Annotated in this window: 30 protein-coding genes; 18 read left to right on the forward strand and 12 right to left on the reverse strand. The window is 44.3% G+C overall.

The genetic code is table 11. The features are described 5' to 3' along the window. The first annotated feature begins 65 nt into the window (after positions 1–65). A complete protein-coding gene (locus EPL05_RS18890) occupies positions 66–1,280 on the forward strand; it encodes a 3-deoxy-D-manno-octulosonic acid transferase (protein ID WP_128535542.1) in 1,215 nt (404 codons plus the stop codon). On the opposite strand, the gene EPL05_RS18895 is transcribed toward EPL05_RS18890, so the two are convergent. Further along, positions 1,270–1,782: an STM3941 family protein gene (locus tag EPL05_RS18895; RefSeq protein ID WP_128535543.1), complete on the reverse strand. Its 513-nt coding sequence runs from the start codon at positions 1,780–1,782 to the stop codon at positions 1,270–1,272. The two genes, EPL05_RS18890 and EPL05_RS18895, sit on opposite strands and share 11 nt — an antisense overlap. A gap of 204 nt (positions 1,783–1,986) precedes the next feature. Here EPL05_RS18895 and EPL05_RS18900 point away from each other — a divergent pair, with 204 nt between their 5' ends. The 9 genes from EPL05_RS18900 to hemH all read left to right on the forward strand — a co-directional run bounded on the left by EPL05_RS18900 (position 1,987) and on the right by hemH (position 9,490). After that, positions 1,987–2,805: an alpha/beta fold hydrolase gene (locus tag EPL05_RS18900; RefSeq protein ID WP_128535544.1), complete on the forward strand. Its 819-nt coding sequence runs from the start codon at positions 1,987–1,989 to the stop codon at positions 2,803–2,805. After that, entirely contained in the window at positions 2,802–3,428 is a 627-nt protein-coding gene (locus EPL05_RS18905; protein ID WP_128535545.1) for a 1-acyl-sn-glycerol-3-phosphate acyltransferase, read from the forward strand. The genes EPL05_RS18900 and EPL05_RS18905 overlap by 4 nt, the downstream gene beginning before the upstream one ends. A gap of 1 nt (position 3,429) precedes the next feature. Further along, positions 3,430–4,059 carry a 1-acyl-sn-glycerol-3-phosphate acyltransferase gene (locus tag EPL05_RS18910; RefSeq protein ID WP_128535546.1) on the forward strand — a complete coding sequence of 210 codons (630 nt, stop codon included), beginning with the start codon at positions 3,430–3,432 and terminating at the stop codon, positions 4,057–4,059. Continuing rightward, a complete protein-coding gene (locus tag EPL05_RS18915) occupies positions 4,056–5,150 on the forward strand; it encodes a glycosyltransferase (protein ID WP_128535547.1) in 1,095 nt (364 codons plus the stop codon). Before EPL05_RS18910 ends, EPL05_RS18915 begins: the two co-directional genes overlap by 4 nt. Then, positions 5,123–5,779, forward strand: a complete 657-nt coding sequence (locus EPL05_RS18920) for a carotenoid biosynthesis protein (protein ID WP_128535548.1) — start codon at positions 5,123–5,125, stop codon at positions 5,777–5,779. The genes EPL05_RS18915 and EPL05_RS18920 overlap by 28 nt, the downstream gene beginning before the upstream one ends. A 297-nt stretch (positions 5,780–6,076) precedes the next feature. Continuing rightward, positions 6,077–6,928 carry a 4-hydroxy-3-methylbut-2-enyl diphosphate reductase gene (locus EPL05_RS18925; RefSeq protein ID WP_128535549.1) on the forward strand — a complete coding sequence of 284 codons (852 nt, stop codon included), beginning with the start codon at positions 6,077–6,079 and terminating at the stop codon, positions 6,926–6,928. Positions 6,929–6,935: 7 nt separating this feature from the next. Then, complete coding sequence (locus tag EPL05_RS18930) at positions 6,936–7,442, forward strand: WG repeat-containing protein (protein WP_128535550.1); 507 nt, start codon at positions 6,936–6,938, stop codon at positions 7,440–7,442. Positions 7,443–7,483: 41 nt separating this feature from the next. Next, a complete protein-coding gene (locus EPL05_RS18935; protein WP_208394785.1) occupies positions 7,484–8,188 on the forward strand; it encodes a fatty acid desaturase in 705 nt (234 codons plus the stop codon). Positions 8,189–8,446: 258 nt separating this feature from the next. Then, positions 8,447–9,490 (forward strand): ferrochelatase, encoded by a 1,044-nt coding sequence (gene hemH, locus EPL05_RS18940; RefSeq protein ID WP_128535551.1) that lies wholly within the window; start codon positions 8,447–8,449, stop codon positions 9,488–9,490. Positions 9,491–9,520: 30 nt separating this feature from the next. Here hemH and crtD read toward each other — a convergent pair whose 3' ends face one another. The 4 genes from crtD to EPL05_RS18960 form a co-directional block, all read right to left on the reverse strand. Beyond that, positions 9,521–10,999, reverse strand: a complete 1,479-nt coding sequence (gene crtD / locus EPL05_RS18945; RefSeq protein ID WP_128535552.1) for a 1-hydroxycarotenoid 3,4-desaturase CrtD — start codon at positions 10,997–10,999, stop codon at positions 9,521–9,523. A 4-nt stretch (positions 11,000–11,003) separates the two neighbouring features. Continuing rightward, positions 11,004–11,903, reverse strand: coding sequence for a LysR substrate-binding domain-containing protein (locus EPL05_RS18950; RefSeq protein ID WP_128535553.1), 900 nt, complete (start codon positions 11,901–11,903; stop codon positions 11,004–11,006). Then, on the reverse strand, positions 11,900–12,694 hold the full coding sequence (locus tag EPL05_RS18955; protein WP_128535554.1) for a hypothetical protein: 795 nt from the start codon (positions 12,692–12,694) through the stop codon (positions 11,900–11,902). Before EPL05_RS18955 ends, EPL05_RS18950 begins: the two co-directional genes overlap by 4 nt. 141 nt (positions 12,695–12,835) lie before the next feature. Next, entirely contained in the window at positions 12,836–13,843 is a 1,008-nt protein-coding gene (locus EPL05_RS18960) for an aspartate-semialdehyde dehydrogenase (protein ID WP_128535555.1), read from the reverse strand. A 157-nt stretch (positions 13,844–14,000) separates the two neighbouring features. Between EPL05_RS18960 and EPL05_RS18965 the strand changes: the two genes are divergently transcribed. The 7 genes from EPL05_RS18965 (at position 14,001) to EPL05_RS18995 (ending at position 18,792) form a co-directional block, all read left to right on the forward strand. Beyond that, the gene (locus tag EPL05_RS18965) at positions 14,001–14,951 is read left to right on the forward strand and encodes an NAD-dependent epimerase/dehydratase family protein (RefSeq protein WP_128535556.1); all 951 of its coding nucleotides are present in this window, start codon (positions 14,001–14,003) and stop codon (positions 14,949–14,951) included. Between the two features lie 109 nt (positions 14,952–15,060). Continuing rightward, entirely contained in the window at positions 15,061–15,786 is a 726-nt protein-coding gene (locus tag EPL05_RS18970) for a YebC/PmpR family DNA-binding transcriptional regulator (RefSeq protein ID WP_128535557.1), read from the forward strand. Positions 15,787–15,872: 86 nt separating this feature from the next. Further along, positions 15,873–16,091 (forward strand): DUF2442 domain-containing protein, encoded by a 219-nt coding sequence (locus EPL05_RS18975; RefSeq protein WP_128535558.1) that lies wholly within the window; start codon positions 15,873–15,875, stop codon positions 16,089–16,091. A 137-nt stretch (positions 16,092–16,228) separates the two neighbouring features. Next, positions 16,229–17,200, forward strand: coding sequence for a hypothetical protein (locus EPL05_RS18980; protein ID WP_128535559.1), 972 nt, complete (start codon positions 16,229–16,231; stop codon positions 17,198–17,200). 34 nt (positions 17,201–17,234) lie between these two features. Beyond that, positions 17,235–17,636, forward strand: coding sequence for a hypothetical protein (locus EPL05_RS18985; RefSeq protein WP_128535560.1), 402 nt, complete (start codon positions 17,235–17,237; stop codon positions 17,634–17,636). A gap of 383 nt (positions 17,637–18,019) precedes the next feature. Further along, the gene (locus EPL05_RS18990) at positions 18,020–18,529 is read left to right on the forward strand and encodes a phosphoribosyltransferase family protein (RefSeq protein WP_128535561.1); all 510 of its coding nucleotides are present in this window, start codon (positions 18,020–18,022) and stop codon (positions 18,527–18,529) included. Between the two features lie 17 nt (positions 18,530–18,546). Further along, positions 18,547–18,792, forward strand: a complete 246-nt coding sequence (locus EPL05_RS18995; RefSeq protein ID WP_128535562.1) for a hypothetical protein — start codon at positions 18,547–18,549, stop codon at positions 18,790–18,792. Positions 18,793–19,073: 281 nt separating this feature from the next. Here EPL05_RS18995 and EPL05_RS19000 read toward each other — a convergent pair whose 3' ends face one another. From EPL05_RS19000 to EPL05_RS19010, 3 genes are read right to left on the reverse strand one after another with little or no spacing between them, the layout of a single operon-like run. Beyond that, the gene (locus EPL05_RS19000; RefSeq protein ID WP_128535563.1) at positions 19,074–19,586 is read right to left on the reverse strand and encodes a shikimate kinase; all 513 of its coding nucleotides are present in this window, start codon (positions 19,584–19,586) and stop codon (positions 19,074–19,076) included. Then, positions 19,583–20,737 (reverse strand): BT_3928 family protein, encoded by a 1,155-nt coding sequence (locus EPL05_RS19005; RefSeq protein ID WP_128535564.1) that lies wholly within the window; start codon positions 20,735–20,737, stop codon positions 19,583–19,585. Before EPL05_RS19005 ends, EPL05_RS19000 begins: the two co-directional genes overlap by 4 nt. Next, complete coding sequence (locus tag EPL05_RS19010) at positions 20,734–21,216, reverse strand: DUF1599 domain-containing protein (protein ID WP_128535565.1); 483 nt, start codon at positions 21,214–21,216, stop codon at positions 20,734–20,736. The genes EPL05_RS19005 and EPL05_RS19010 overlap by 4 nt, the downstream gene beginning before the upstream one ends. A gap of 255 nt (positions 21,217–21,471) precedes the next feature. Here EPL05_RS19010 and folP point away from each other — a divergent pair, with 255 nt between their 5' ends. Further along, the gene (gene folP / locus EPL05_RS19015; RefSeq protein ID WP_128535566.1) at positions 21,472–22,329 is read left to right on the forward strand and encodes a dihydropteroate synthase; all 858 of its coding nucleotides are present in this window, start codon (positions 21,472–21,474) and stop codon (positions 22,327–22,329) included. 84 nt (positions 22,330–22,413) lie between these two features. Here the strand turns inward: folP and EPL05_RS19020 are convergent, their stop codons facing one another. The 4 genes from EPL05_RS19020 to EPL05_RS19035 form a co-directional block, all read right to left on the reverse strand. Beyond that, a complete protein-coding gene (locus EPL05_RS19020; RefSeq protein ID WP_128535567.1) occupies positions 22,414–22,809 on the reverse strand; it encodes a hypothetical protein in 396 nt (131 codons plus the stop codon). A gap of 17 nt (positions 22,810–22,826) precedes the next feature. Beyond that, on the reverse strand, positions 22,827–23,216 hold the full coding sequence (locus EPL05_RS19025; RefSeq protein WP_128535568.1) for a hypothetical protein: 390 nt from the start codon (positions 23,214–23,216) through the stop codon (positions 22,827–22,829). Positions 23,217–23,268: 52 nt separating this feature from the next. Continuing rightward, positions 23,269–25,056 carry a restriction endonuclease gene (locus tag EPL05_RS19030; protein ID WP_128535569.1) on the reverse strand — a complete coding sequence of 596 codons (1,788 nt, stop codon included), beginning with the start codon at positions 25,054–25,056 and terminating at the stop codon, positions 23,269–23,271. 62 nt (positions 25,057–25,118) lie between these two features. Then, the gene (locus EPL05_RS19035; RefSeq protein ID WP_128535570.1) at positions 25,119–26,654 is read right to left on the reverse strand and encodes a GH3 auxin-responsive promoter family protein; all 1,536 of its coding nucleotides are present in this window, start codon (positions 26,652–26,654) and stop codon (positions 25,119–25,121) included. Positions 26,655–26,684 lie beyond the last annotated feature (30 nt).

The raw sequence follows: 26,684 nt of genomic DNA on the forward strand, positions 1-26,684 counted from the left end.
CACGATACTTGTAATATAAGTTATTACTTTTACTGCCGACGAAGATAATAATTACAATTTTAAAAATGGTTCTCCTATACAACATTGCCATCATTATATATTACTGCCTGGTGCGTATTGTAGCTGTTTTTAATAAAAAAGCCGGGTTATGGATTGCCGGGCGAAAAAATAATACGGTTGAACCTTTAGCTTCGAGCATTTGGTTTCACTTCGCTTCGCTGGGCGAATTTGAGCAGGGCAGGCCGGTGTTAGAACAAATGCGGCTGCTTTACCCGGATAAACCCATCGTTATTACTTTTTTTTCACCCTCGGGTTACGAGGTGCGTAAAAACACGCCGCTTGCCCACGCCGTTTACTATTTGCCGTTGGATACCGCGCAAAATGCAGCCAAATTTATAACGGACATAAAACCCGCGATGGCCATTTTTACCAAATACGAGTACTGGTACCATTATTTTAACGAATTGCATACACAGCATGTGCCGCTCTATATCATATCGGGAATCTTCAGGCCCAACCAGGTCTTTTTTAAGTGGTACGGAGGCTTGCACCGCGAAATGCTGAAACTGGTTACCTGGTTTTTTGTGCAGGATGCGGATAGTAAACATTTGCTGCAAGGCCTGGGCAAATCAAACATCACCATCAGTGGCGATACCCGGTTCGACAGGGTATGGGCCAACGCGCAGCAGCCACGTGAATTGCCAGACATAGCGGCCTTTAAAGGCGAAAGTAAATTATTCATAGCAGGTAGCACCTGGCCGGCCGACGAAGCGCTGATTGCAACCCTGATAGCCCGCCATACTGATTGGAAATTCATCATTGCCCCACATGAAATAGGAGAAGAAAAGATAAATCATTTAATGGGTCTACTCCCAAAAGATTCGGCCGCGAGATACTCACTACTCAATACTCACCACTCAGCACTTACTACTCTCATTATTGATAACATCGGGATGCTTTCTTCCTTGTATCAATATGCCGATATCGCTTACATAGGCGGCGGTTTTGATGCCGGCATACACAATACATTGGAAGCCGCTGCCTTTGGGATGCCGGTGATATTTGGGCCTAAATACGATAAGTTTAAAGAGGCCAGGGATTTGCTAGAGCTAAACTCAGCCTTCGGTATCAACAACGAAGATGAACTGCTTACCATCGCTGGCAGCCTGATGGGTGACGAGATTTTCAGGTACCGCACCTCAAAAGTTACGCAGCGCTACGTGGAACAGCATATCGGGGCTACGGACGCGATAGTGAAGTATATCAGAACTAAGCATTAGTACCAATTTCGGCAATATAATTTTGCTTTTGAACATCTTTTAAATATGCCGACAATTGGCGGTAAATTCCCTGCCCGCTGCCCTGTAACAAGTGTGTGTTAATAACAATGGGGCTACCATAAAATAGTTTTTGTTTCCAAAAGCCTACGTATTTTACAGGGTGTTGCTCCCTATCTATTAAATGGATAGATATCAGATTCCGAATTTGCAACTCGAAATGGTGGATATTACTCCATTCTATTTCCTCATTGCTTGTGTGGTCGATTAAAAAATCCTCAGTTAAATGCAGTCCTGGTTGTTCCTTAAATGCGGGAAACGTAAGTTCTTTTGTGATACGCCCTATAGCTACTACCAACATCACCAGCATCGCATACCAAAATATCGAGGCACGGGCTTCGGAATCAGATGTTAATTTATAAATCCCGATAAAAATGAGTATTAGTAAAACAGATGTTATAAAACAAGGGTATACTTTACTGAAAGGTATTTCGACTTTTTTCATTGTATTTGACCTTATAAAGGTAAATAGTTAGCTTGTATACTGCTATAGATTTGACAACTTTCTGAATTTATCAAATCTAAAGATGATTTACCGTAGAGACGCAATATTTTTGCGTCTCCGATAGGACAGGTGAAATTTGAGTATTCGCTTTGCAAGCGGACGCAAAATATTGCGGCTATTCAATTTTTCTTTAATATTGCCGCTATGGGTTTTTTAGATCTCCCCGGACTGGGCACGGCGCATTATCACGAATATGGCAGCGGGAGTAAACCCCTGCTGGCCTTCCACGGTTACGGGATGACGGGCAGGCAATTTCATGTGCTGGAGAAATCCATTCTAAAAGAATACCACGTTTATGGCTTCGATCATTTTTTTCATGGCGAAAGCAAAGTTGAAGGCTGGAGCGAGGCCCAAATTGTGGCCGGTATGCCCAAAGATATGGTAAAAGCTTATGTAGAAGAATGGTTTAAACTGCACGGCAGGCAGCGTTTTTCGTTAATGGGGTACTCCATCGGTGCCAATATAGCGCTGATCCTGTTAGAAGAGTATGCTGATATAATTGACGACGTTATCCTGATGGCGCCGGATGGCTTATCGGTTTACAAGGGTTTCCATTTTTTAACGCACCAACCGGTTGGAAGGTTTTTTTTTAAAACCGTAACCAAAAGTAAATGGCTTGCACCAGGTTTGATGAAAGGGCTAAAAAAGGTTGGCTTTATTGACGAAAGCCTGTTCAATATCGCCTATAATGAAATTGATACCGAACAAAAACGGCAGGATGTGTATTATACCCTAAACCTCATTCGCTTGCTAAAACCCGATACCGCTAAAATTGCGCAGCTCATTAATCAGTACCATATTAAATGCCGCTTGATATTTGGGAAAAACGACAATCTGTTCCCTAAATCCGTCGCCATGCCTTTTGTAAACAGCCTTGCCAATCCCGATGTACACGAAGTGGCGCTGGGCCATTGGCTGGTAGTAAAGGAATTGGACGAGTATTTAGTAAATTTACCCCAATGATAGCCGCCCGCCGCAAAAAATTCCTGGCCGATGTATTTGCCAAATACATGCATTACCGTATGCGCAAGGCGTTTAATAAGCTGGAGGTGGTAAATAAAATCACCCCCAAACCGGGCTACTCGGTATTGCTGCTTTGCAACCACTTTGGCTGGTGGGATGGGCTTTGGGCTAATTACCTCGCCTATTGGCACCTCAATCGTAAATCGTACATTATGATGCAGGAAGACCACCTGCAGGCACGCATGTGGCTAAACCATTGCGGGGCATTTTCTATCAGCCGCAGTTCGCGCGAGATGATCAAATCATTACAGCACGCGGCGGAGCTTTTAAACGACTCTGAGAACATGGTGATCGTTTTCCCGCAAGGGGAGCTCATCTCCAACCACACCACCGAAATTAAGGTGGAGAAAGGCATAGAACGTCTTATTAAAAACATAAAAGGGCCGTGCCACATCATCTACAACGGTGCCCTGGTAGAATACTTTGAGAGCCTCAAACCATCGGTGTATTTCCACCTGCTGGACCTGGGCGTGGCAGGCGAGTTAAGTTTTGATGAGTTAACCGAAAAGATAAACACTTTTCACAGGCAGGCTTTAAAAGACCAGGTAAACGTAGCGCATTAAAATGATCTACCCTAAAAACAACCGGTTGATGAAATGGATGTTCGACACCTACGTAAAGTGGCTGGTGGGCAAAACTTTTCATCAATTTTTGTTTAATAAGGTGCCCTTGGATAGCGGCAAGTCGGTGCTATTAGTGGCCAACCACTTCAGTTTTTGGGATGGGCTAATTCTGTATGTTTTAAACGATAAGCTGCTGCACAAAAAGTTTCATGTAATGATACTGGAGGATACAGCTAAACGCGAAGGGATGCTGCGTTACGCCGGGGCGTTCTCGGTGAATAAAAATTCCCGGGATATGCTGGAATCGTTAAACTACGCCGCGGAACTATTGAACCGGCCCGGCAACCTGCTGCTGATGTTTCCGCAGGGAAAGCTATATTCAAACTTTGTAAACCAGGTGAATTTTGAACAGGGATTGTTAAAGATCATGAAAAAGGCCGAAGGGAAATTCCAGCTTTTGTTCGCTGCAACTTTTGTTCAGTACTTTAAGCATAAAAAGCCCTCGGTAACCGTTTATTTAAAAACCGAAGGTGAGCGCTATTCCGATAAAACAATTAATGAAGTACAAAGCGCCTATCAGCAGCACTACGATGCCAGTAAATTGCAACAAACCGAAATTGATATAAAGTGATCATAGCCCTGCTCATTGTTTTTATTTTTCTGATACTGCGCTTTACGGTAACCCTGTTCAATTTTCTATCGAACCCTAAATTACCGCGGATAGGCAAGCATTATACCGATAAGGTATCCATCCTTATCCCCGCACGTAACGAAGCTGATAATATTCTGCCACTACTTACCTCCATTCATCTGCAGGACTACGATAACTACGAAGTACTGATCCTTGATGACAACTCCACCGATGACACCTATAAAGTATGCCAGGATTTTGCCGCGAAACATCCCCGTTTTAAAGTGATAAAAGGCAAACCCCTGCCGGCAGACTGGCTGGGCAAGAACTACGCCTGCCACCAATTGGCACAGCTTGCCAATGGCAGCTATTATTTGTTTTTAGATGCAGATGAACAACTACAGAAAGGGCTCATCAACAGTGCCGTCCATCGGATGAAATTGCGCAGCTTATCGCTGCTTAGCCTGTTCACCAACCAAACCATGCTGAGTGTTGGCGAGGAAATGGTAGTACCGCTGATGCATTATATTCTGTTAAACCTTTTACCCCTTAGGTTAGTCTACCTCGTGAAAAGCGCTTCGGTGGCCGCGGCAAGCGGGCAATTCATGCTGTTTGATGCCGATGCTTATAACGAATACCAATGGCACCAACTGGCAAAAAACAAAGTGGTAGAGGATGTGGAAATTATGAAGCTGGTAAAGTCGGCCAAGCTAAACGGTGAGGCATTACTCGCCAACGGGATGATCAGCTGCCGCATGTATAAGGGGTATAACGAGGCTATAAATGGTTTCGGTAAGAATTTTTTGGCAGCCTTTAATTATAACATCATCGGCTTTTTAATTTACCTGCTGCTCATTATTGGCGGGCCGGCCATTATTGTGATGACGATGAACCTCAACCTCATTTTTATTATGTTTGGGTTAATTGTCCTTAGCCGCATTATGATATCACTTGCTGCCGGGCAAAACGCCTGGATAAATGTATTTTTACATCCTGTGCAAATGCTTAGTCTGTTAGTCATAGGCCTAACGTCAATACAAAAACACCTCACCAAAACCACCGTATGGAAAGGCCGAAAGATCTCAGTATAACTCCGCGTACGGCCATTATTATCATTGTCCTGTTCCACTTTGTTGGGCTGGTGGGGCTGTTGGTGCCTGCTTCGCTACCGTTATTTTTACAACTTGTGCCCTGGCACCTGTTGCTGATGCTGTTGGTAATTGTGCTGGCACATAAAAATTTCGACGGGAAGTTTGTTGGCTTTATAGCGCTTGTTTTTGTATCCGGGATTATTTTGGAATGGATAGGCGTACACAAAAAATGGGTGTTCGGCGATTATGCTTATGGCGAAGTATTAGGCTTCAAGATATTTGATATCCCGCTAACCATTGGCATCAACTGGTTCTTGCTCATCTACGCTGCCGGAGTTACCATGCAGCGTAGCCGGTTAATGAGCATTATTCCGAGAGTAATAGTAGGTGCTCTGCTACTGGTATTGCTGGATCTGCTGATAGAGCCCGTTGCCATCCAGTTTAATTATTGGCATTGGACGGATAACATTATCCCCTTTAAAAATTACTACTGTTGGTTTTTGGTAAGCGCGGCAATGCTTTTTGTATTTGAAAAATTTGGATTTAAAAAGCAAAGTATTGCAGCACCTGTTTTGCTGGCAACGGAGTTTGTATTTTTTGGAGTGTTGTGTTTGGTGGGGTTGTTATAGTATTTCTGAAACCTAACACACTGCACGCCCCTCACGAAGAATAGACGGAATTCATCCGCGATAGGGATAGGAACGAAAACCCCGGAATGAAGTGCTGCTTCTATCAGCAGCGCGAAATGAGGAGTTGCAGTGCATAGCCCGGGCTGAAAGCATCGCCATAATTTTGTCTGAACTCGAATTTTAAGGAATTAATGAATTTTCAGAATTCAAAACAATAACTCAGTTGGACATTCACCTTTCCAACCTTTTTAAACTTCTCCAACTTCTACCAAAATAAATACCGTAAATTTGCATCAAATGGGTGAGTATCAACTTCAGGTTACTATCGATGCGGATTCGGGCTTTTGCTTTGGGGTGGTGTATGCCATTGATATGGCTGAGGAAATACTGGCCGAGGATGGTTATTTGTATTGCCTGGGCGATATTGTGCATAACGATGAAGAGGTTGACCGACTGAAGGCCCTTGGCCTGCGCATTATTGAGCATGCCGACCTGGTGGGTCTGCGCGACGAAAAAGTGCTGATCCGTGCCCATGGCGAAGCGCCCGAGACTTACCGCATTGCTTTAGAGAATAATATTACGCTGATTGATGCCAGTTGCCCGGTAGTGCTAAAACTGCAGAACCGCATTAAAACATCGTACGATAATAACGAGAAGATCCTGATCTTCGGTAAGCACGGCCATGCCGAAGTGGTGGGCCTTGAGGGGCAAACCAATGGCAACGCGCTGGTTTTCCAGGACATTAGCGAGTTGGATAATGCCGACCTCCCCGCCAACTTTACACTCTACAGCCAAACCACCAAAAGCATGGAGAAATTTTACCATGTGAAAGATGAATTATTGAGTAGGGGCTATGAGGTAAAGGCAAACGATACCATTTGCCGCCAGGTAAGCAACCGCGATAAGGACCTGCCTGCTTTTGTGGCCAAATTCGATAAAATTGTGTTCGTATCGGGCAAAAAATCCAGCAATGGCAAGGTGCTTTACGAAGTTTGCCGCAAGCATAACCCTAACACTTATTTTATTTCGAGCGTGAGCGAGCTGGATAAGAATATGTTTGCCGCGGGCGATAAGGTAGGCATTGCCGGTGCCACATCAAGCCCCATGTGGCTGATGCAGATGGTAAAAGCCGAACTGGAAACCTATTAAAATTTACATGAAACAGGCGCTGATCATTGTCCTGCTTTTTTTAAGCGCCTGCCAGCCAAAGCATGCAGCAAACGACTATCTGTATAGGATTGCAGATACCGTAAGTGGCGATTATGGGTACATTGATGCTAAAGGTGATACCATTATTCCTTTTGGCAAATACCCCACATGCTATACCGATACCTTTAAAACTTTCGCGCTGGTTACCAATACGGCGATGGGCTTTGTTGCTATTGACCGGCATGAAAAAGTATTATTTAAAGTATTTCCTTTTGATAACGGGCCAGATTATCCTTCGGAAGGATATTTCCGCATTATAGATAACAACAAAATTGGCTATGCCGATACCACGGGCAAGGTGGCCATTCAACCGCAGTATGCCTGCGCCTTCCCTTTTAAAAACGATACTGCGAGAGTAAGCAACAACTGCAAGGTAATTGCCGACGGCGAACACTTCACCTGGCAAAGCGATAGCTGGTATTATATTGATAAAACCGGTAAGCGCGTTAAATAGAGGAATGAAATTTGCATAGTTCCATCTCAAACAAGTCTGCCTTGCAAAAACCACCATCCTATACCGGTTTATTTATTGCCCTGCTGGTTGTCGGCAGTTGGGTTACTTCCACGGCGTTGCTAATGCGATGGCAGGTGAACTTTGCCAATCCCCTGCTGTACCTGTTTGTTTTGGTACAGATGCACTTGTATACCGGACTGTTTATTACCGCCCACGATGCGATGCATGGCACCGTGGCGCCGAATGTGAAGCTTAATAACCTGGTGGGGTATATCTGTACATTTCTGTACGCGTCGTTTTGGTACCCGCAGCTTTATACCAAGCACCACAAGCACCACAGCCACGTGCATACCGATGAGGACCCGGATTATCACAACGGTAAATTCTTTGCCTGGTACGTGCAGTTCATCCGTAATTACCTGTCCATCTGGCAAATTGTGGTGATGGCCATTTTATTTAATGTGTTTAAATTATGGGTGCCACAGCCTAATCTTATTTTGTTTTGGGTGGTGCCCTCGCTGCTTAGCACACTGCAGCTGTTTTACTTTGGTACCTATTTGCCGCACAAGGGCGAGCACGATAATAAACACCAAAGCCGCAGTTTTAGGCGCAACCATTTCCTGGCTTTTTTTAGCTGCTATTTCTTTGGATATCATTACGAACACCACGACGCACCATGGCTACCCTGGTGGAAGTTGTGGCGGGCGCAAGAGCCGCCAGGCCAAACGGTACGCCGAAAGGCCTGAAATTTAGTATAAGCAAAATTACCGGTTAAAAAAAGCGCAAAATGTGTTAACCCTGTAAATATGTAAATATTTGATTATTAATGTTTTATAAAATTTCTTTTTGAATTGTGTTAAGTTTTGTTAACCCTAATCGCTGATTGGTTTGTACCGAAAATGCATGCGGTTGGCTAATATATGATACTCATCATTTATTTGTAATTTGTCTCTTCTGCGCTATCGCAAGGCGTAAAATTTCTTATTTTTACCAACTTTTAAATTATGGCGAAAAAGGGAGTTTTACTGGTAAATCTGGGCACACCGGATAGTCCGTCTACGGCGGATGTACGCAAATATCTCGATGAGTTTTTGATGGACCCAAGGGTAATAGATGTAAACGCTGCACTGCGTACATTTTTGGTGAAAGCCATTATCGTACCCTTCAGGGCACCAAAGTCGGCAAAACTTTACCAGGCCATCTGGAACAACGAAACCGGCTCACCATTAAAATATTACAGCATTTTACAGCAAAAAGCGTTGCAGCAGCGCCTTGGCGATGGCTATATGGTGGAGTTGGCCATGCGTTACCAAAGCCCCTCTATCGAATCTGCCTTGCAGAACCTGAAAGATGCTCTTGTTAGCGAGATCCAAGTGATCGCCCTGTTTCCGCAGTATGCATCGGCAAGTACCGGCTCGGTACACGAGAAAGTGATGGGCATTGTAAAGGATTGGCAAACTGTGCCCAATATCATGTTTACCAATTCCTTCCATGATAATGAGTTGATGATCGATACCTTTGTGGATAATGCCGCAAAGCACCAGCCTGAAACTTACGACCATATCCTGTTCAGCTTTCACGGCTTGCCACAACGGCAATTAAAAAAATGCGACCATACCCAAAGCTATTGCCTAAAGGTTGACGGCTGCTGCAACACGCTGAACGATACCAATAAATTTTGCTACTCGGCACAATCACATGATACCGCGCGACTTATTGCTGCCAAAATGCAACTGCCGAGAGATAAATATACCGTTTGTTTCCAAAGCCGCCTCGGCAACGACCCATGGGTACAACCCTACACCATCGAGATCATTAAACAAATGGCCGAGCAAGGTAAAAAACGCCTGTTGGTATTTTGCCCGGCTTTTGTATCAGACTGCCTGGAAACCGTTTACGAGGTAACCACCGAATACGGCGACGAGTTTAAAGCCCTCGGCGGTGAGCACGTACAGCTGGTAGAAAGCTTGAACGACTCGCCAAAGTGGATAGAAGCGCTGGAGAAAATGGTTACCCCCCAGCCCCCTGAAGGGGGAGCTTTTGATTAGCCAAGTGAGCTTTATGATTCGGCTCCCCCTTCAGGGGGCTGGGGGGCTCGCCGCCATGATCTTAGCCGATAGCAAACAAAGCGGTATGCCCCCACCGGGATGTACACTACCCCCGCAAAAGTATAATCCTTTTATTTTCGACGACTGATTAGTGTGCCTTAAAAATGCCGCGAATTGGCTATTGGAACTGGTGCCGTAAATGGAGCCTTTATAGGAGGACGTTTTCGATTCTATGCCGCGGGGATCTAAAATGCTTTCTGAAACAATGAGTTTGCTGACGTCTTCGCCCAATGCTTTGGAAAGTTTTTGCTTGATGTTTTTCCGGGCGGTATCTATCAGCGCATCCCAATCCTGCCCGTTGTTGGCAGGTACATTGATCATCACAAACCAATTCTCGCAACCATCGGGAGCGTCGTCCGCCTTTAGTTTAGAACTGATGTTTAGGTAAACTGTCGGGTCTTTGTAGATGTCCTGTTCTTGCCAGATATATTCGAACTCTGCTTTGTAATCGGTACTGAAAAAAATGTTGTGCAGGTCTAATTCCGGGAATTGCTTTTTTATCCCCCAGTAAAATATTAATGCCGAGCTGCTGCGTTCCTGGTTCATGATCTTCTTGGGATGCAGCGCCGGATGTTTTTGTAACAGGTTTTTATAAGTGAACCAAATATCCATGTTAGATACAACAATATCTGCTACCACATTTTCACCTTTCACGCTGATGCCTTTCGCGATTCTATTGATGACCACGATCTCATCCACTTTGGCATTGTAACGGAATTGTACACCAAGATCTTCCGCCAGTTTTACCAAACTTTTAGTGATGCTATACATACCACCCTCCGGGAAGTATGCACCGAAGTGATGCTCAAGATGCGGTATCACATTAAGCGTGGCGGGTGCTTCATACGGGTTGGATCCATTGTAGGTAGCATACCTGTCGAAAAACTGCACCACACGCGCATCCTCAAAATAACCCGCGTTAGCTTGATGCATTGCCCGGAAGGCGTCTATACGTGGTAATTTAAATATCGAGCGAACGGTATCCCAGCGCAGGAAAGTTTGCAGGCTATGCAATGAGCGCTCTAAAAAAACATGATTAGTGATGTTATAAATATCGGAGCTGTTTGCCAGGTATTTGATAATGTTTTTGGCCGGTTCGCCCGTGGCGCGGTTGAGTTCTTGCGCGAATTTTTCTGTGTCGGCGTAGGCATTGATGCGAGTGCCATCCTCGTAAAAGTAATGGCAAACCACGGCCAGTTTTTGGTAACGAAAGTAGTCGGCAGGGTTTTTATTGGCAAGTTGGAACAGTTCATCAATATATTGCGGCATGGTGAGCAGGCTTGGCCCGGCATCAAAACGGTAGCCATTTTGCTCAATTTCCGACAGCTTACCACCGGGATAACTATTCGCTTCAAAAACCTCAACAGCGTACCCTTTTACCGCCAAACGGATAGCCGCTGCAATACCTGCAATACCGGCACCTATGATGAGGGCTTTTTTGTGAGACATGGCACTAACCGGCTATATGCTTTACCGCGTAATTGATGAAATTTCCTGTTAGTCCGTTATCCTCGGTCCCTTTGCGGCGGATGAAATAAAAATCGCGGGTTATTTTTAAGCCTTCTATGGGTACCTCTATCAAATCGCCCTCGGCAAGCTGACGGATAATGGATGGGCGGGGCATAAAGCCAAGGCATTGGTCGGCCAGCAGGAAGTTCTTAAGTGCTTCTGTACCGCCGAGGCGTATTTTAACAGAGAGGTCGGCAGGTTTTATGTTGAAGGCGGCAATGGCTTTCAGCAGGGCCGTAAGCGTTCCTGAGCCGCGTTCGCGCAGGGCAAGCGGCGTTTTTACAAACTGCTTTAAGCTAAGCGATCTGCCAGCCAGCGGGCTTTTCGCCGAACAAACCGGGATCACCTCATCGCTCATAAAATGAGTGTAAGTAACGGTAGTGAGTTTGCTGTCTGCTTCGATAATGCCGAGGTCAACCTCATGGTTCAACAGGGCGTTAAGGATATATTCGGAATTGCGGTTAACCAGTTGTACGCCCACATTGGCGTATTCCCGTTGAAAACCCGAAAGGATATAAGGCAGAATATACAGCGCGATAGTAGTACTGGCGCCCAGTCGCAAATGGCCCGCAGCGTTGGCCGCGTTGCTAAGGATAGAGAGGTCGTACTCCACCTTTCGTTCAATTTCGGTGGCCTGTTTCAGGTAATCGTTGAGTTTAATGCCGGCTTCGGTAAGCAAAATGCTGTTGCCTTTGCGTTCGAACAGCGGTAGTTTATATTGATCTTCCAGCGCTTTTACATGCTTGCTGATGGCTGGTTGGGTGATAAACAGCACCTGCGCCGCTTTAGAAAAACTCAGGTTGGCAGCTACTTCCATAAAAACACGATGAGCGAAAGAGATCATTTGGCTAAGTTACTTACCTTTTCGAAATACTGCCCGGTGAATTTGTAGGTGATGAATTTTTTAGTGACGTTGCCCTTCCCATCTACGAGAGGTATCAGGATGGTTTGCGTTGTGGCATCGAAGGTAATTGTTGGCCTTTTTCCATAAGGGATGTAGGCTATAGAGCTGAAATCGTACTCGTACGAAATCTCATTCTTCAATCCCGTGCCTGTTTTGAGCAGCTTTACATTAGTATTTAGCTTGCCATTTTCGATAGCAAATATTTTAATGCCTGTGCCCGCATATCGTGATGATTCTATAATGCCCGTGATACCCAGGTAATAGGTTTTACTACCTGTGTTAAAAGTGTATAAGTTTGAATAAAAAGGCACGCCAATCTCCTGGGAACTGACAAACAGTTCGGATTTTGCTTTATCTCCCACCTTATACTGCATCACACTTTCAAATTCGCGCATGGTGCCACCGCCACCGGTATCCCATGAATAAATTCTAAACAGTCCGTCGGATGATGTGAAAATATCGAGGCGCTCTTTCCTTAATGCGGTAAAGGACTGTGTAATTGTAGCCGGGTAGCGTTCGGTTGTCTGTTTTAATCTTTCACCAAAAAACCGGTTTGCATTATCAAGAGAATCGCCTGAATTACCGGTAGGGTCATTGAGTTTTTGATCCCAATAGGCAATCTTTTTAAATGATTTGAGAAGATCGGCTTCGATGGACTGTGGGGTTTGGGCGAATAAGTTAGCAAATGCAAAATAGCAAATGGCGAAAGGAAATAGTTTAAGGGCTTTCATTTAATTATTGTTGCATAAAAATAGGGATAATCTTACGACCATCCCTATTCAATTTTTCTATCGTAGAGACGCGATACTTCGCGTCTTTATCGCCGTGATTGGATTTGCATGCGGGAGACGCGAAGTATCGCGTCTCTACAATTAAGCTTCTACCGGCTGACCAATCAAATGCTTAGCCACCAAATACTCGGCAATTTGCACGGCGTTGGTTGCGGCGCCTTTGCGCAGGTTATCAGATACTATCCAGCAGTTTAAAGTATTCGGCTGGGTTTCATCGCGGCGGATGCGGCCAACAAAAACTTCGTCTTTATCGTGCGCGTCGAGCGGCATTGGGTATTTCAGATTAGCAATATCATCAGTTACAATGATACCGGGCGATTTTGCAAGTAAAGCTTTCACTTCTTCCACATCAAAATCATTCAAAAATTCGATGTTAACCGATTCTGAGTGGCCGCCCATTACCGGGATACGCACCGTAGTAGCAGTAACCTTAATGCTGTCATCACCCATAATTTTAACGGTTTCCTTCACCATTTTCATTTCTTCTTTGGTGTAACCGTTCTCGGTAAATACATCAATCTGAGGGATAACGTTCAGGTCGATGGTGTACGGATACGCCATCGGGCCTTCAATACCTTTACGCTCGTTAAACAACTGGTCAACCGCTTTTACGCCGGTGCCGGTTACCGATTGGTAAGTAGAAACCACCACGCGTTTAATTTTATAAGCATCGTGCAGGGGCTTTAGGGCCACTACCATTTGTATGGTTGAGCAATTTGGGTTGGCGATGATCTTATCATCGGCAGTAAGCACATCGGCGTTTACTTCGGGCACAACCAGTTTCTTGGTAGGGTCCATACGCCAGGCCGATGAATTATCAATAACGGTTACGCCTGCTTCGGCAAACAAAGGTGCCTGCTCTAAAGAAGCACTACCACCTGCACTAAACAGGGCAACATCAGGCCTTTGCTTTATCGCATCCTCAACAGAAACCACCTTATACTGCTTACCCTTAAAAGTAATTTCTTTACCAATACTTTTAGCGGAAGCTACGGGGATCAATTCTGTAACGGGGAAGTTGCGCTCCTCAAGGATCTGCAACATTTTAGTGCCTACCAGCCCGGTGGCACCTACTACTGCGACTTTCATTTTGTTGTTAAATTATGTAATAAATTAAACCCCAAATATGCGATTTTTTTGCCTTAGCTGCAATTAAGTCTACCAGTTTAGTATATAAACCTTTGTTTTTGCAAAGTTTAACTCATTTCGCTCAAATTTTTACCTTTGTAGCCAAACCCGCATCTGCATGAGCGAAAAGATTTTAGTGATAGGCGCCAACGGGCAAATTGGTACCGAACTGGTTACTGCTTTGAGGAATATTTATGGTGCCGAAAACGTGATAGCATCAGATATTAACAGTCCGAATTATGCCATCCGTAACAGCGGCCCGTTCGAGTTTGCTAATGTGCTGGATAAGGATAACCTGCACCATTTGTTTGATAAGCACCGGCCCACACAGGTTTACCTGCTGGCGGCTATCTTATCTGCCGTAGGCGAGCAAAAACCAAAAATGGCCTGGGACCTTAACATGACCGGCCTTTTACACATACTTGACTTTGCCGTTGAATTTAAAACCGCGAAGGTTTTTTGGCCGAGTTCGATAGCCGTTTTTGGCCCGCACTCGCCCCAATATAATACACCCCAATACTGCGTTATGGACCCTAACACGGTCTACGGCTTTAGCAAATTGGCAGGCGAACGCTGGTGCGAATATTACCACACTAAATATGGTGTTGATGTGCGTAGCATTCGTTACCCGGGCTTAATAGGCTGGCGTGCCAATCCGGGCGGCGGCACTACCGATTACGCGGTGCACATTTTCCACGAAGCGCTAAAGAAAGGCAAGTACCAAAGCTTTTTGCAAGAAGCTACCGCCCTGCCCATGATGTATATGGAAGACGCTATCCGCGCAACCATTAGTTTGATGGATGCGCCTGCAGAGCAGATCAGCATTCGCAGCAGTTATAATTTGGCGGGCATTAGCTTTACGCCCGAAGAATTAGCCAATGAAATTAAAAAGCATTTGCCTAATTTCGAGATGAGTTATGTGGACAGCGACCCGCGACAGGCGATTGCCGATAGCTGGCCAAAATCCATAGACGATAGCCAGGCCTGGAAAGACTGGGGCTGGCAAATAGAGTACGACTTAGGCAAAATGACCTGGGACATGTTGGAAAATTTAAAGAAAGTACTATAAAGAGTCCATGGTCCATAGATGATAGTCGATGGACGGAAATTATAACCAATAAGAGAAACACTAACAGCTATGGGCCATCAACTATGGTCTATGGACTTTTAAAAAAGCAATGGGAAGAGCATTTGAATTCCGTAAGGAAAGAAAATTTAAGCGCTGGGCCAAAATGGCGGTTCAGTTTACACGTTTAGGTAAAGAAATAGTAATGGCGGTTAAAGCCGGCGGCGGCGACCCACACACCAACTCGCGCCTGCGCACGGCCATCCAAAACTCCAAGGCGGTAAACATGCCAAAGGATAGGGTAGAGGCGGCTATAAAGCGCGCCACCAGCCGTGATGAAAAAGATTATGAAGAAATTGTATATGAGGGATATGCGCAGCACGGTGTAGCTATATTGGTAGAAACTGCTACCGATAACCTGAACCGCACCGTGGCCAACGTGCGCAGTTATTTTACTAAATATGGTGGCACACTGGGCAAAACAGGCTCGTTGGATTTCATCTTCAGCCGTAAATCGGTATTCACCTTTGTACCCGGCGATCGCGACCTGGAAGAATTGGAGTTTGAACTGATAGATGCTGGTTTGGAAGACCTGTTTGTGGATGCCGACGAGGAAGGAAACGAAATTGCCGTATTGCACGCTGCTTACGAAGATTTTGGCAAAATGCAGAAGGCATTGGAAGGATTAGGCATCGAAACCAAATCGGCCAAGCTGGAGCGTATTGCGCAATCAAACATCGCCGTAACCGAAGAACAATCCGTTGATGTATTTAAGATCATTGACCGCTTAGAGGAAGACGACGATGTGCAAGCCGTGTACCACAATATGGCGGAGTAAGCTTTTAATTTGAAAATGAGTTGATTTGAAAATTCAACGCATACTCAATTCAAATCTTCAAATTACCAAATCTTCAAATTAGAACCATGCCACTACTATCAACCCGCAAGCAGGAACAAAAAGTTAAGGTAACCTTTGCCAATGGTTTACTTTTTGTGGAGAAAGCTGATGGCAAGCAGCAGGCTTTTCCGTTGGAGTGGTTCCCGAAATTGTTGAACGCTACCGACGAGGAGCGAGAAGACTGGGACCAAACCGATAAAGGCATCCGCTTTAATAAGCTGGATGTTGAGGTGAACATTAATTAGGTAATTTGAAGGTTTGAAAATTTGAAAATGAGAAAAATTAAAATCAACTATATCTTCAGATTACAAAACGAAGAACGAATAATTCGAGAATGGCTTAATTTTCAAATTGCCACATCATCAAATCTTCAAATTAAACCATGACTTTCGAAGAGTTTTTTCAGAAAAAGAGGATCGACCTTACCAGCCTGCGAGCGGGCGAGCCGGCCTTGTTTTTTGAATTTAAAACCCACTTTGAGCAAATGGGCGAAAAGAGTTTCGACCATACCAAAAAGTATTGGTTTAACAAGCTGCGCCTTAGCTACCACCTTTCGCCGGAACAAAAGCCGGAGAAAATGCATCTGGAGAACCGCCTTGCCGAGCAAACCATTGTAGAAACTCTTACGGAAAGCATTCCGGTGCCATCGAAGATTATTGAGTTGAAAGTTGAAAGTGAAAAGTCGAAAGCTGAGGAATCCAAACCATCTATACCAAAGCCAGCGGGATTTAAGCCGAGGTTCAACCCTAAAATGATTGCGCCGAAAGAGGACGTTGCAGCGGAAAAAGCAGACGAACCTGCACCACCTGAAAGTGCGATTCCCGAAGTAGCTGCCGAACCATCCGCACCAAAACCGGCAGGTTTTAAACCAAGGTTTAACCCAAAAATGGTTTTGCCTAAACCGGAAGTTACAGAAGACAAAGCGGTAGAGGCTACGCAGCCTGAAAGTACTATACTCAAAGTACCTGCCGAACCGCCTGCTCCAAAACCTGCGGGTTTTAAGCCAAGGTTCAACGCCAAAATGATGGCGCCTAAGCCTGAGATTGTTGAAGAGAAATTAGCGGAAGTAGCTCAACCCGAAGATATAGCGTCCGAAATTCCAACGGAACCACCTACGCCAAAGCCGGTTGGCTTTAAGCCGAGGTTCAACGCCAAAATGATGGCTCCAAAGCCTGCTGTGGAAGAGCAACCAAGTCCTGAAATTGTAGAACTGGCGACGGAAACTGCTGCGACACCGGTAATTGAAACCTCCGCAGAACCCGAAACTCCTGCAGATGAAACAACACCAAAGCCGGTTGGCTTTAAGCCGAGGTTCAACGCGGCTAAGATGATGCCCAAACCTCTGCAGGAATAATTAACCGAATTAAGAATTTCATTTACATAGATATATGGACCCCGAAGAACTGCTGAACCAAAACGGCGGAGAGCCCGATAAAGCAAAAAAGGAAAGCCCCCTGGTAAGCCTGGAGCGCGACCTGAAACTTTTTAACGAAAGCATCCGCGAGGTTGCGGTAGAAATTATGCTCGAAGGCTTATCCCTGCACCCCATATTTATTGCCCATCAGCACGAACTCAAACTCGGCGAAGTTATCCTCGACCGTAACGAACTCAACACGGAGTGGAGCATCCATGCTTCCACCATAGAGGAGTTTACCGAACGCGGTATCATCAAAGCGGAACTGAAAGAACGTTTCCTCACCACCTACAAAAATCCGCACGATTTTATGTGCCTGTTTGTAGTAGTGCCCGAAGGAGCAAATTTTGTTTATTATCCGTATGTGAAGGGGTAGGAAAAGGGGATTTTAAATGGTCAGAATATTCATAACTTTAATTGTATGAATGAATACTTAGTTTCGGCAATTATTTATTTAGTTTTTTTGATCGCATCGTTTTTTGTAGCAAAAAAGACTCTTAATTTAAAATCGCCCTGGTATGCATCATTGTTGATAATAGCGTATTTCGTGTCTATATTTATATACTTCGATTTACTTAACTGGGGGCATCAAGTATTAAGAGACCACAGGATCTATATCGAATTTGGACACGCAAGCCTACTACTGATTATGGTATTTTTTGTTTGCTTGATTACTGCGTTATTAGTTACTTTATTTGTGGTAATAAAACGACTATATAATAAAAGGACTGGTGTACAGTCTATTTAATCTACCTCGCCATGTCTGAAAAGAAATTCCTCATATTAAACAGTAAGCAAATACAGCAGAAGATCGATCGTATTGCCTACCAGATACTGGAAGATAATTTCGACGAAACGGAGATCCTGATCGCCGGCATCCTGCCGCGCGGCAATCAAATTGCCCAACGGCTAAAAGTCGTGCTGGATGAGATTGCACCATTTACCACCCGTTTGCTCACCATTGAGCTGGAAAAGGATAGCACTAGCCTGAGTGCCCGTATCAATTTTGAGATAGAGGAGTGCAGCAATAAGGTTATTGTATTGGTAGATGATGTGCTCAACAGCGGCAAAACCTTGGCCTACGGCTTTGGCGTTTTCCTGGATGTGCCGTTAAAAAAACTTCGCACCGTTGTCCTTGTCGACCGAAACCACAAAAGCTTCCCCGTAACAACCGACTATGCAGGTATAGCCCTTTCTACCGTTATTAAAGAACACGTTAGCGTTGTTTTAGATGTGGAAGGTGAGGAGGATGCGGTTTATTTGGTGTAGAATAATTAAATTTGTGTATGTCAGCAGCAGAAGTTAAAGAAACCAAAACAGACTTAATAGCCTGGATTAAACAACTGTCGGATATTAGTATGCTTTCAATGTTGGAGAGCCTTAAAAATGCCGATACAGGAGATATCGGAAAGGACTGGTGGGATGACCTTTCCCCGGCTCAAAAGGAAAATATAAACGCTGGTTTAAGAGAAGCCGAAAGTGGAAATGTAATGTCATCAAAAGAATTTTGGGCGAAGTTAAAGGATGCCTGAAATTTATTTAGAGATCTTTTATTCGCCAAGGGCCCATCGCAACGCGGCCGATATAAAGAATTATATCTTATATTATTTTACGCAGCGGGAGGTTAATAGTTTTTTAAAGCTGTTAAATAAGTTTGAAAAGAACGTTTGCGTGTTTCCATTACTTTATCGGAAAAGCAGCCGGAACTCCAAAATCCATCGTGCCATTTTGAGTAAACAACTCTCGGTATTTTATATTGTGAAGAACTCTTAAATTATCGTGATCGCAATGATGGATAACCGGATGAGCGAAACTAAATGGCCGTAAGCCCCACAACCTCCACTAACCCCTCCACACTCATATCAATTCCGCTTACGTGGTGAGTTGCCTGTAGGTAATAACCCTCGCGTTCGGCCAGTTTGTGTTCTATAAATTCCACCAGTTCTTCGCCTTTTTTGCCTTGCAGTACGGGGCGTGGTGTTTTGGCATTCTCGAGGCGTGAGGAAAGGGCTTTTGGCGATAGCTGAATGTACAATGTTTGCCCATGATCGTTCATCCAATCCATGTGATCGAAGAAGCAGGGCAGCCCGCCACCGGTAGATACGATAACGTTCTCGGGGTAATCTGTTTGTTTCAGCACTTCCGATTCCCGCCTGCGGAAGGCCTCTTCGCCGTGGCTGGCGAAATATTCGGCAATGGTCATGCCTGCCTGTGCTTCCAGCACGTGGTCCAGGTCTATAAAATTATAACCTAAACCTGCGGCCAGCTTTTTGCCCCAGCTGGTTTTGCCGCAGCCCATAAATCCTATTAAATATACACAGCTCATTGTTTGCTAAAATATTCTTTTACCAGGTATTCATACTTCGGCATGTTATGATAATGCCATTTGTTAATCACCGTACCATTCTTCAGCAGTATAATGCCAGGGTTAGAACGTACCATACTTTTCAGCGGAACACCGTCGGCATAAAATAATTCGCTTACCAGTTTGTTCTTTTTGGCAAAGGCTTGCGCGCTTTGCGGCGGATTGGAAGTAAGCAGTATGATGCGGGTATTATAATTTTCAATAAGATTGGCAGCTAAAGCGTTAATGCGGCCAATGGCCTGCTCGTTAGTTTCATCTAAATTGTACGCAACGATCACCAAACTATAAAATGGGCTCGATAGCAATTCCTGGTTATAGTTATTGCCATCAGCATCCTGGATATTCAAGTCGCGTATTTTGGGCTCGAAACCTTTACTAATCAACTTACTTTCGGGGTTGGGTGCTATTTCCCAGTTAGTGTCTTTCCAGATGGCTGGATCTCTAAGGTATTCCTTATCCGTCATCACTTTTGTTTCGCCTGTTTTTTTGTTTTTGAGGTGGTAGATGATCTCGTATACATCAGCAGGGGCACCCGGTGGGGTTTTCATCTCATCCAAAATATTGGCACCGATTTTATAGGGCAGGAAATCTACAATCGGCGAAAAATTATCCGTGTATAAGCCAAAGCCAAGCGATAGTACGGTAGCCGCTATCAGTAATTTGTCCCCGGTTTTTTGTGTTACCAGCGGCAGGATAGCCTTGCGATTCACAAAAATCACCAGCACCAAAAGCAGCAGCACCATGTCTTTGCTAAACGACTGCCATGGCGTTAGCGGAATAGCATCACCAAAACAGCCGCAGGTTTGTACTACTTTAAAATAAGCCGAGTAAAAAGTAAGGAAGCCGAAAAATATAATGAGCAGCAACAAACCCCAAACTACAGATACGGCACGTGTGCCAACCAGCAAGGCAAAACCCAAAAGCATTTCCAACGCGCAAAGGATCACAGCCGCGCTTATGGCAAAGCCATTTAAAAAGGTGAGGTGAAAAACCTCAAAATATTCTTCCAGTTTGTAAGAAAAGCCAAGCGGGTCGTTCGCTTTTATCAATCCCGAGAAAATGAACAGCAACCCAACGACTATTCTGCAAAACCAGATCAGGATGTTCTTCATGCCACTCCTAATTTTATCAGCGCGAAAACGGAGTAATTCAGCATGTCCTGGTAGTTGGCTTTTACGCCTTCAGATGCCAGGGTTTTACCTTCGTTATCTTCAATTTGTTTTACGCGAAGTATCTTCATCAGTATCAGGTCGGTTAAACTGCTAATGCGCATATCGCGCCAGGCCTCGCCGTAATCATGGTTTTTGGCAAACATCAGGTCCCTGGTTTCGGTAACTTTATCGTCGAATTGTTTTTCTACATGGTCAGCCGCAAGTTCATAAGCGGTTTCATCCGTACTGTCCAGTTGCATCATGGCTATAACGCAATAGTTTACAATGCCGATGTATTCGCCGGTGATATCCTCGCCTACTTTAGATACCTGTTTTTCTTCGAGCGTGCGAATGCGTTGCGCTTTAATAAAGATCTGGTCGGTGATAGATTTTGGCCTGAGGATGCGCCATGCGGTGCCATAATCGCGGGTCTTTTTCATGAAAAGGCTCCTGCAATGTGTGATAACGGCGTCGTATTCTGCTGCTGTGTTGTTCAATGGCGTTGTAAAGTTGAAATGTTTTAAGGTTGAAATGTTGCCATCCCTTTTAACTTTGGATTTTGTTTTGTGCGGTGGCGGGGCGAGTGATTACCTTATTGCTCCTTTTGAAAGGGGCCGCATGATAGTGAAACGAATTTTGCAGAAAGTTAGCGTAACTTTACAACTTTAAAACGTTTCAACATTCCAACAAATCCAGTGGCTAAAGATACATTTTTTCAGAAAAAAGTAACCCTGAATGCCGGCGGTAAATTGATAGACCTGTCATCCTCAAAAGTGATGGGCATAATCAATATCACGCCCGATTCTTTTTACGCAGGTAGTCGCAAAACGGAAGCGACATCAGTAATACAACAAGCCGAAAAAATGTTATGCGATGGCGCAACTTTCCTCGACCTCGGCGCTTACTCCTCGCGCCCCGGCGCTATAGATATTTCTGTTGAGGAAGAAACAGAACGACTAATTCCCGCTGTTGAAGCCATCGTGAAAAACTTCCCTGAAGCTATTATATCCATCGATACTTTTCGCGCAAGCGTTGCCGAGGCTGCCATAAAAGCGGGAGCGCATATTATCAACGATATTTCGGGCGGTAGTTTGGATGCCGAAATGTTTGCCACCGCTGCCCGCTTGCAAGTGCCTTATATTTTAATGCACATGAAAGGCACACCGCAAAATATGGTGCAGCAGGCACAGTACGAAGATGTTTTTGCTGAAGTGTTTGATTATTTTGTGAAAAAAGTATACCGGCTGAAGCAATTGGGCGTACACGATATCATCATCGACCCAGGTTTCGGCTTTGCCAAAACAGCGGAACAAGGTTATGCCTTAATGAGTCGTATGGAGGAATTTAATGTGCTGCAACTGCCGGTATTGGTAGGTGTCTCGCGTAAGCGGATGATCTACGGTTTACTGGGCCACACCGCCGAAGAAGCACTGAACGGTACCACGGTTTTAAATACCATCGCGCTTACTAAAGGAGCCGGAATATTACGAGTACACGATGTTAGGGAAGCAGTAGAGGCGGTGAAAATTTGGGAAGTCTGTAATCCAAATTAATTTACTTTATCCGTTGTAATCTGCTGCAATGTTGTCAGTTACGTTGGTATCCAGTATCAGTGTTTATCCATGCAGCCCTATCTATTATTTTGAACGCACTTTAAAGTATTGATACGAAGGTCCGTCAGCGGCAGACGTCCCAGTAATGATAGACTGCGGAGTTTCTGTCCAGGCATCGCTATAGTCGGGGTTGGTGAAAGTTATTCTGCCAAATTTCAAGGTATCTCTTATTTCGGTTATCTTAATGCTGAATTTACCACTGGCGGTAACCTTATTCTCCAGGTATTTTACATAGGTGCTATCGCTGTTAAACTGGTACATGTTGCCGCTGTTGGTAATGGCTCTTGCTGGAGCAAGGCCGCCATGTACATATGCTAATTCCCATCTGCCAAACAGGCCAGGGGTAACCTGTGCGTTTTTTTCTTTTTTGCAGGATGCGAGGCCAATAACTATGGCTACAAGTAATAAGGCTTTTTTCATGTTCATTTTTTTATAACTTATTTTAGTTTAACATACTCGGATGCAATACCATCGGTTACGGTTGTACCAATGGTGATGGTGTCGCCCTTTATACGGAAGGCTTCCCGGTAATCGGACGTATTGAAAGCTATTGTGCCGTATCGGACACCTCCTTCGGTATTGGTTATTTTGATGTGGTATTTACCGCTTGCCGCAATTGCGTCGCCGGCGTACCGGTTATAGGTGCTGTCGCTTTTAAACTGGAAGATACTGCCGTTACCCGGGGAGAATTTATCGTAATGATAACTAAAGCCGCCATAGGTGGCGCGCAACTCGTATTTGCCAAATATACTTCCATCCAGCACATCGGTTTTAGTGCAGGCAGAGAGAAAGCATACGGTAGCTATCAATAATAAAGCCCTCGTCATAGTTAACTTGTTTATTACTATTACGACAGGCGGTGACTAAACGCTACAGAGATTACTGTTTATTGGAGATTTCTCGCGCCTCTTTAATATTTATTCTCGCTTTGTGACCATGTTTTTCAAGTAGATAGAGGAGGTTAGCACCATTTATTAGAGTTAGAGGCTTTGACTTTACAAATTCATAAGCGTCTGGACCATAGTCTGACGTAGTAACCAAAATGCCTTTATTAGCGCCTTCATTGTGAACAGTCCCATATAAGTCTCTAACAGCAGCTACTCCGACGGTGTTAGTATACCTTTTTGCTTGGATGACAATTTTCCCACCTCTTATTGGATCTGGGTCAAACGCAATCGCGTCAACGCCACCATCACGACTCGCTTGTGTAACCTTAACTTCGCCGCCATTATGTGAAAATTCCTTGGCGAATATTTCTCTTATTAGATGTTCAAATTCTTCCCAAGGCATCGTTGCAAGATTGCTGCCTTCATCTAACAATCCTGCAACGTCATGTGACGATACAAATCTTTTGTCATTTTTATCTATATGAAGCAATGGTCTGATTGGTGTTATTCCGTATAATTTACTGCTTCCAACGCCCTTGAAATTCTTAAAACATATTTTGGGGTCAATGTTTTTTAAATTTATTTCAACAAAATCTGATTTCTTTATTTGAATGGATAGTATGCAACTACTTTCATCTTTCCCGGTTGCCTTATTGATATAATTGATCCAACCATTAAAGACAATTGCCTCTAAGGCATTTATAGTATCTGCTTGGTATAACTCATGTATGGTTCGCAAAGTAATATTATACATTGTAGCATCAAAAACTTTAGCAAGTTGAGCTTCCGAAATAGCGTATTCCTTTAATTCCTTTTTAGTTGCGATGTATCGTACTTCAGAAACTTTTGGAAAGTCTTCGGAAGAGGGTAAAACGTAATCTACGATTAGAATTGAATTTTTGGGATTGTATTCTAAATCAAAATCTTTTTTTACTAAGTCGGGATATTCAGAGTTGGTTAATACCATATCACAATACTCCACTGTTGCTGCTGCATCTTTTGAAAGGTAGTTCTGTTTCAGTACATCAATCTTTGCATTAAATTCAATTTGCGATTGTAAATAATCGTTTTTCCTTTTTACCCAATCTTGTTCTTCTTTTAATAAATTTTCTTCAATGTATACTCGCCGGTCTTTGGCCACCTGCAATTGTTCGTGGTATTTATCTTCTGCGGTTTTGTTGTCGACCTCTATACTTTTCTTCTGCTTTTCCCACAAATGATAATCAAATTTGTAAACGCTTTCAGCAGTCAAAATCTTTTTTTCTTTGGAGGATTTGAAAATCTTATCACTGAAGGTAAATATTGGTTGATATTTTAAATTCGATTTATGGGGTGCCTTCGGAATAGGTTTAACCGATGGCTTAATCGGGTCTTTTATTTTAGCAAGTTCATTATGAATTTCATTAAACGGATTCTTCTCAGGGAATCTCTTTTTGTCCTTAATGGTTTCCCAAGTGATTGTATTATCAACATCTACCGCTTCGATTAAAATATTGTCAATCCGCTGATGTAAAGTTTGATATTCTTTAGTTTGTTCTTCAGCATACTTTGTGTTACCTTCTTTGAATTGCTGGCTACTCAGTGACTGCTGGATTTTAAGCCATTTTTCGTCCCACTTTTGAAATTGAGCGGTAACCTTTCGTTCTAACATAGTTTGATCGCTGTCTTTAAATATCTTAAATTCAGATAAACCAATATGTGATAACTCAGCACAGAAAGTTACTCTCCAAGTGGATGTGTTTTTTTGATAGTACCGTACCTTGTTTTGATTTGAATGCATTGCGAGACTATTTAGGTCATGTAATATACTAATAAGACGGTATTGAATGGTACATGAGGTGTTTAATTTTTCGCCGATACTACAACGCCATCCAGCATTTTCAATATCGAATCTACATACTCGCGGTTATTGGCCAGGCGGGGCACCTTATGCTGGCCGCCAATTTTGCCCTTTGCCTTCATCCAGTTGAAGAAAGTGCCTTCGGCTACTTTGCGCACTATGGGGCGGCGCAGGGCCATATCTTTAAAACGCTTGGCATCGTAATCGGAATTTACGCGGCGGAGGGTGAGATCGAGCAGATCGACAAAGCGCTCAAACTCGGCAGGTTTCTTTTCAAATTCTATCAGCCATTCGTGCGCGCCGCACTGGTCGCCGCTGAAGTAAACGGGGGCGGCGGTGTAATCGCGGATGATAGCGCCGGTTTGGGCGCATGCTTCCGCCAGGGCACGTTCGGCATTGTCAATGATGATCTCCTCGCCAAAAGCATTGATAAAGTGCTTGGTACGGCCGGTGATGCTGATACGGTACGGCACCAGCGACGTAAATTTGATGGTATCGCCTATGAGGTACCGCCATAGGCCGGCATTGGTACTGATGATGAGGGCATAGTTTTTATCAAGTTCCACCTCATCCAGCGTGAGGGTTTGCGGATTTTCGTGGTGTAATTGTTCCAGCGGGAGAAACTCGTAGAAGATGCCGTAATCCAGCATCAGCAGCATGTCGCCCGGCTCCTCCAAATCCTGTATGCCGAAGAAACCTTCGGAAGCGTTATAGGTTTCGAGGTAGTACATCTCCTCATTCGGGATCAGTTTTTTAAACTGTTCGCGATACGGGGTAAAGTTTACCGCGCCGTGGAAGTATAATTCCAAATTTGGCCAAACTTCCAACAGATTTTTTTTGCCGGTAATCTCGAGGATGCGTTTAAACAGCAGGATGTTCCAGGTGGGTACTCCGCTAATGCTGGTAACGTTCACATCTTTGGTGGCATGGGCCATTTTCTCTATTTTTTCTTCGAAATTGTCCAGCAGGGCGATATCCAGGTGGGGGGTGCGGTAAAACTCCGCCCAAAGGGGGAGATTTTTCATGATCACTGCAGACAAGTCACCGAAGGAAGTATCGGCATTAAGCTGACCAATTTGGTGGCTGCCGCCAAGGGTTAAACTTTTGCCCGTAAAAATGCGGGCGTTGGGGCGGTTATTAAAGTAGATGGTAAGCATATCCTTGCCGCCCTTAAAATGGCATTCTTCTAAGGATTCTTCGCTTACGGGGATGAATTTACTGCGGTCGCTGGTGGTGCCCGATGATTTTGCAAACCAGCGAATCTCTGACGGCCAAAGTACATTTTGCTCGCCCTTCAGCATCCGCTCGATGTATGGTTTTAGTGTATCGTAGTTTTGGATGGGTACTTGCCGCTTAAAATCAGCCAGGCTTTCAATGCTTTTGTAATGGTGCTTTTTGCCCCACTCGGTATTCTCGGCACCGGCAACCAATCGCTCAAACCACTCTTCCTGTACTTCATTTGGGTATTTCATAAAAAGCTCTATCTGGTGGATACGCTTTTTCATGAACCAGGTAAATACAGAGTTTATAATGGCCATAGGTGGGGGTATTAGTTCATAGGTTATAGA

Source organism: Mucilaginibacter gilvus, from assembly GCF_004054195.1.
GTDB classification, from domain to species: domain Bacteria; phylum Bacteroidota; class Bacteroidia; order Sphingobacteriales; family Sphingobacteriaceae; genus Mucilaginibacter; species Mucilaginibacter gilvus.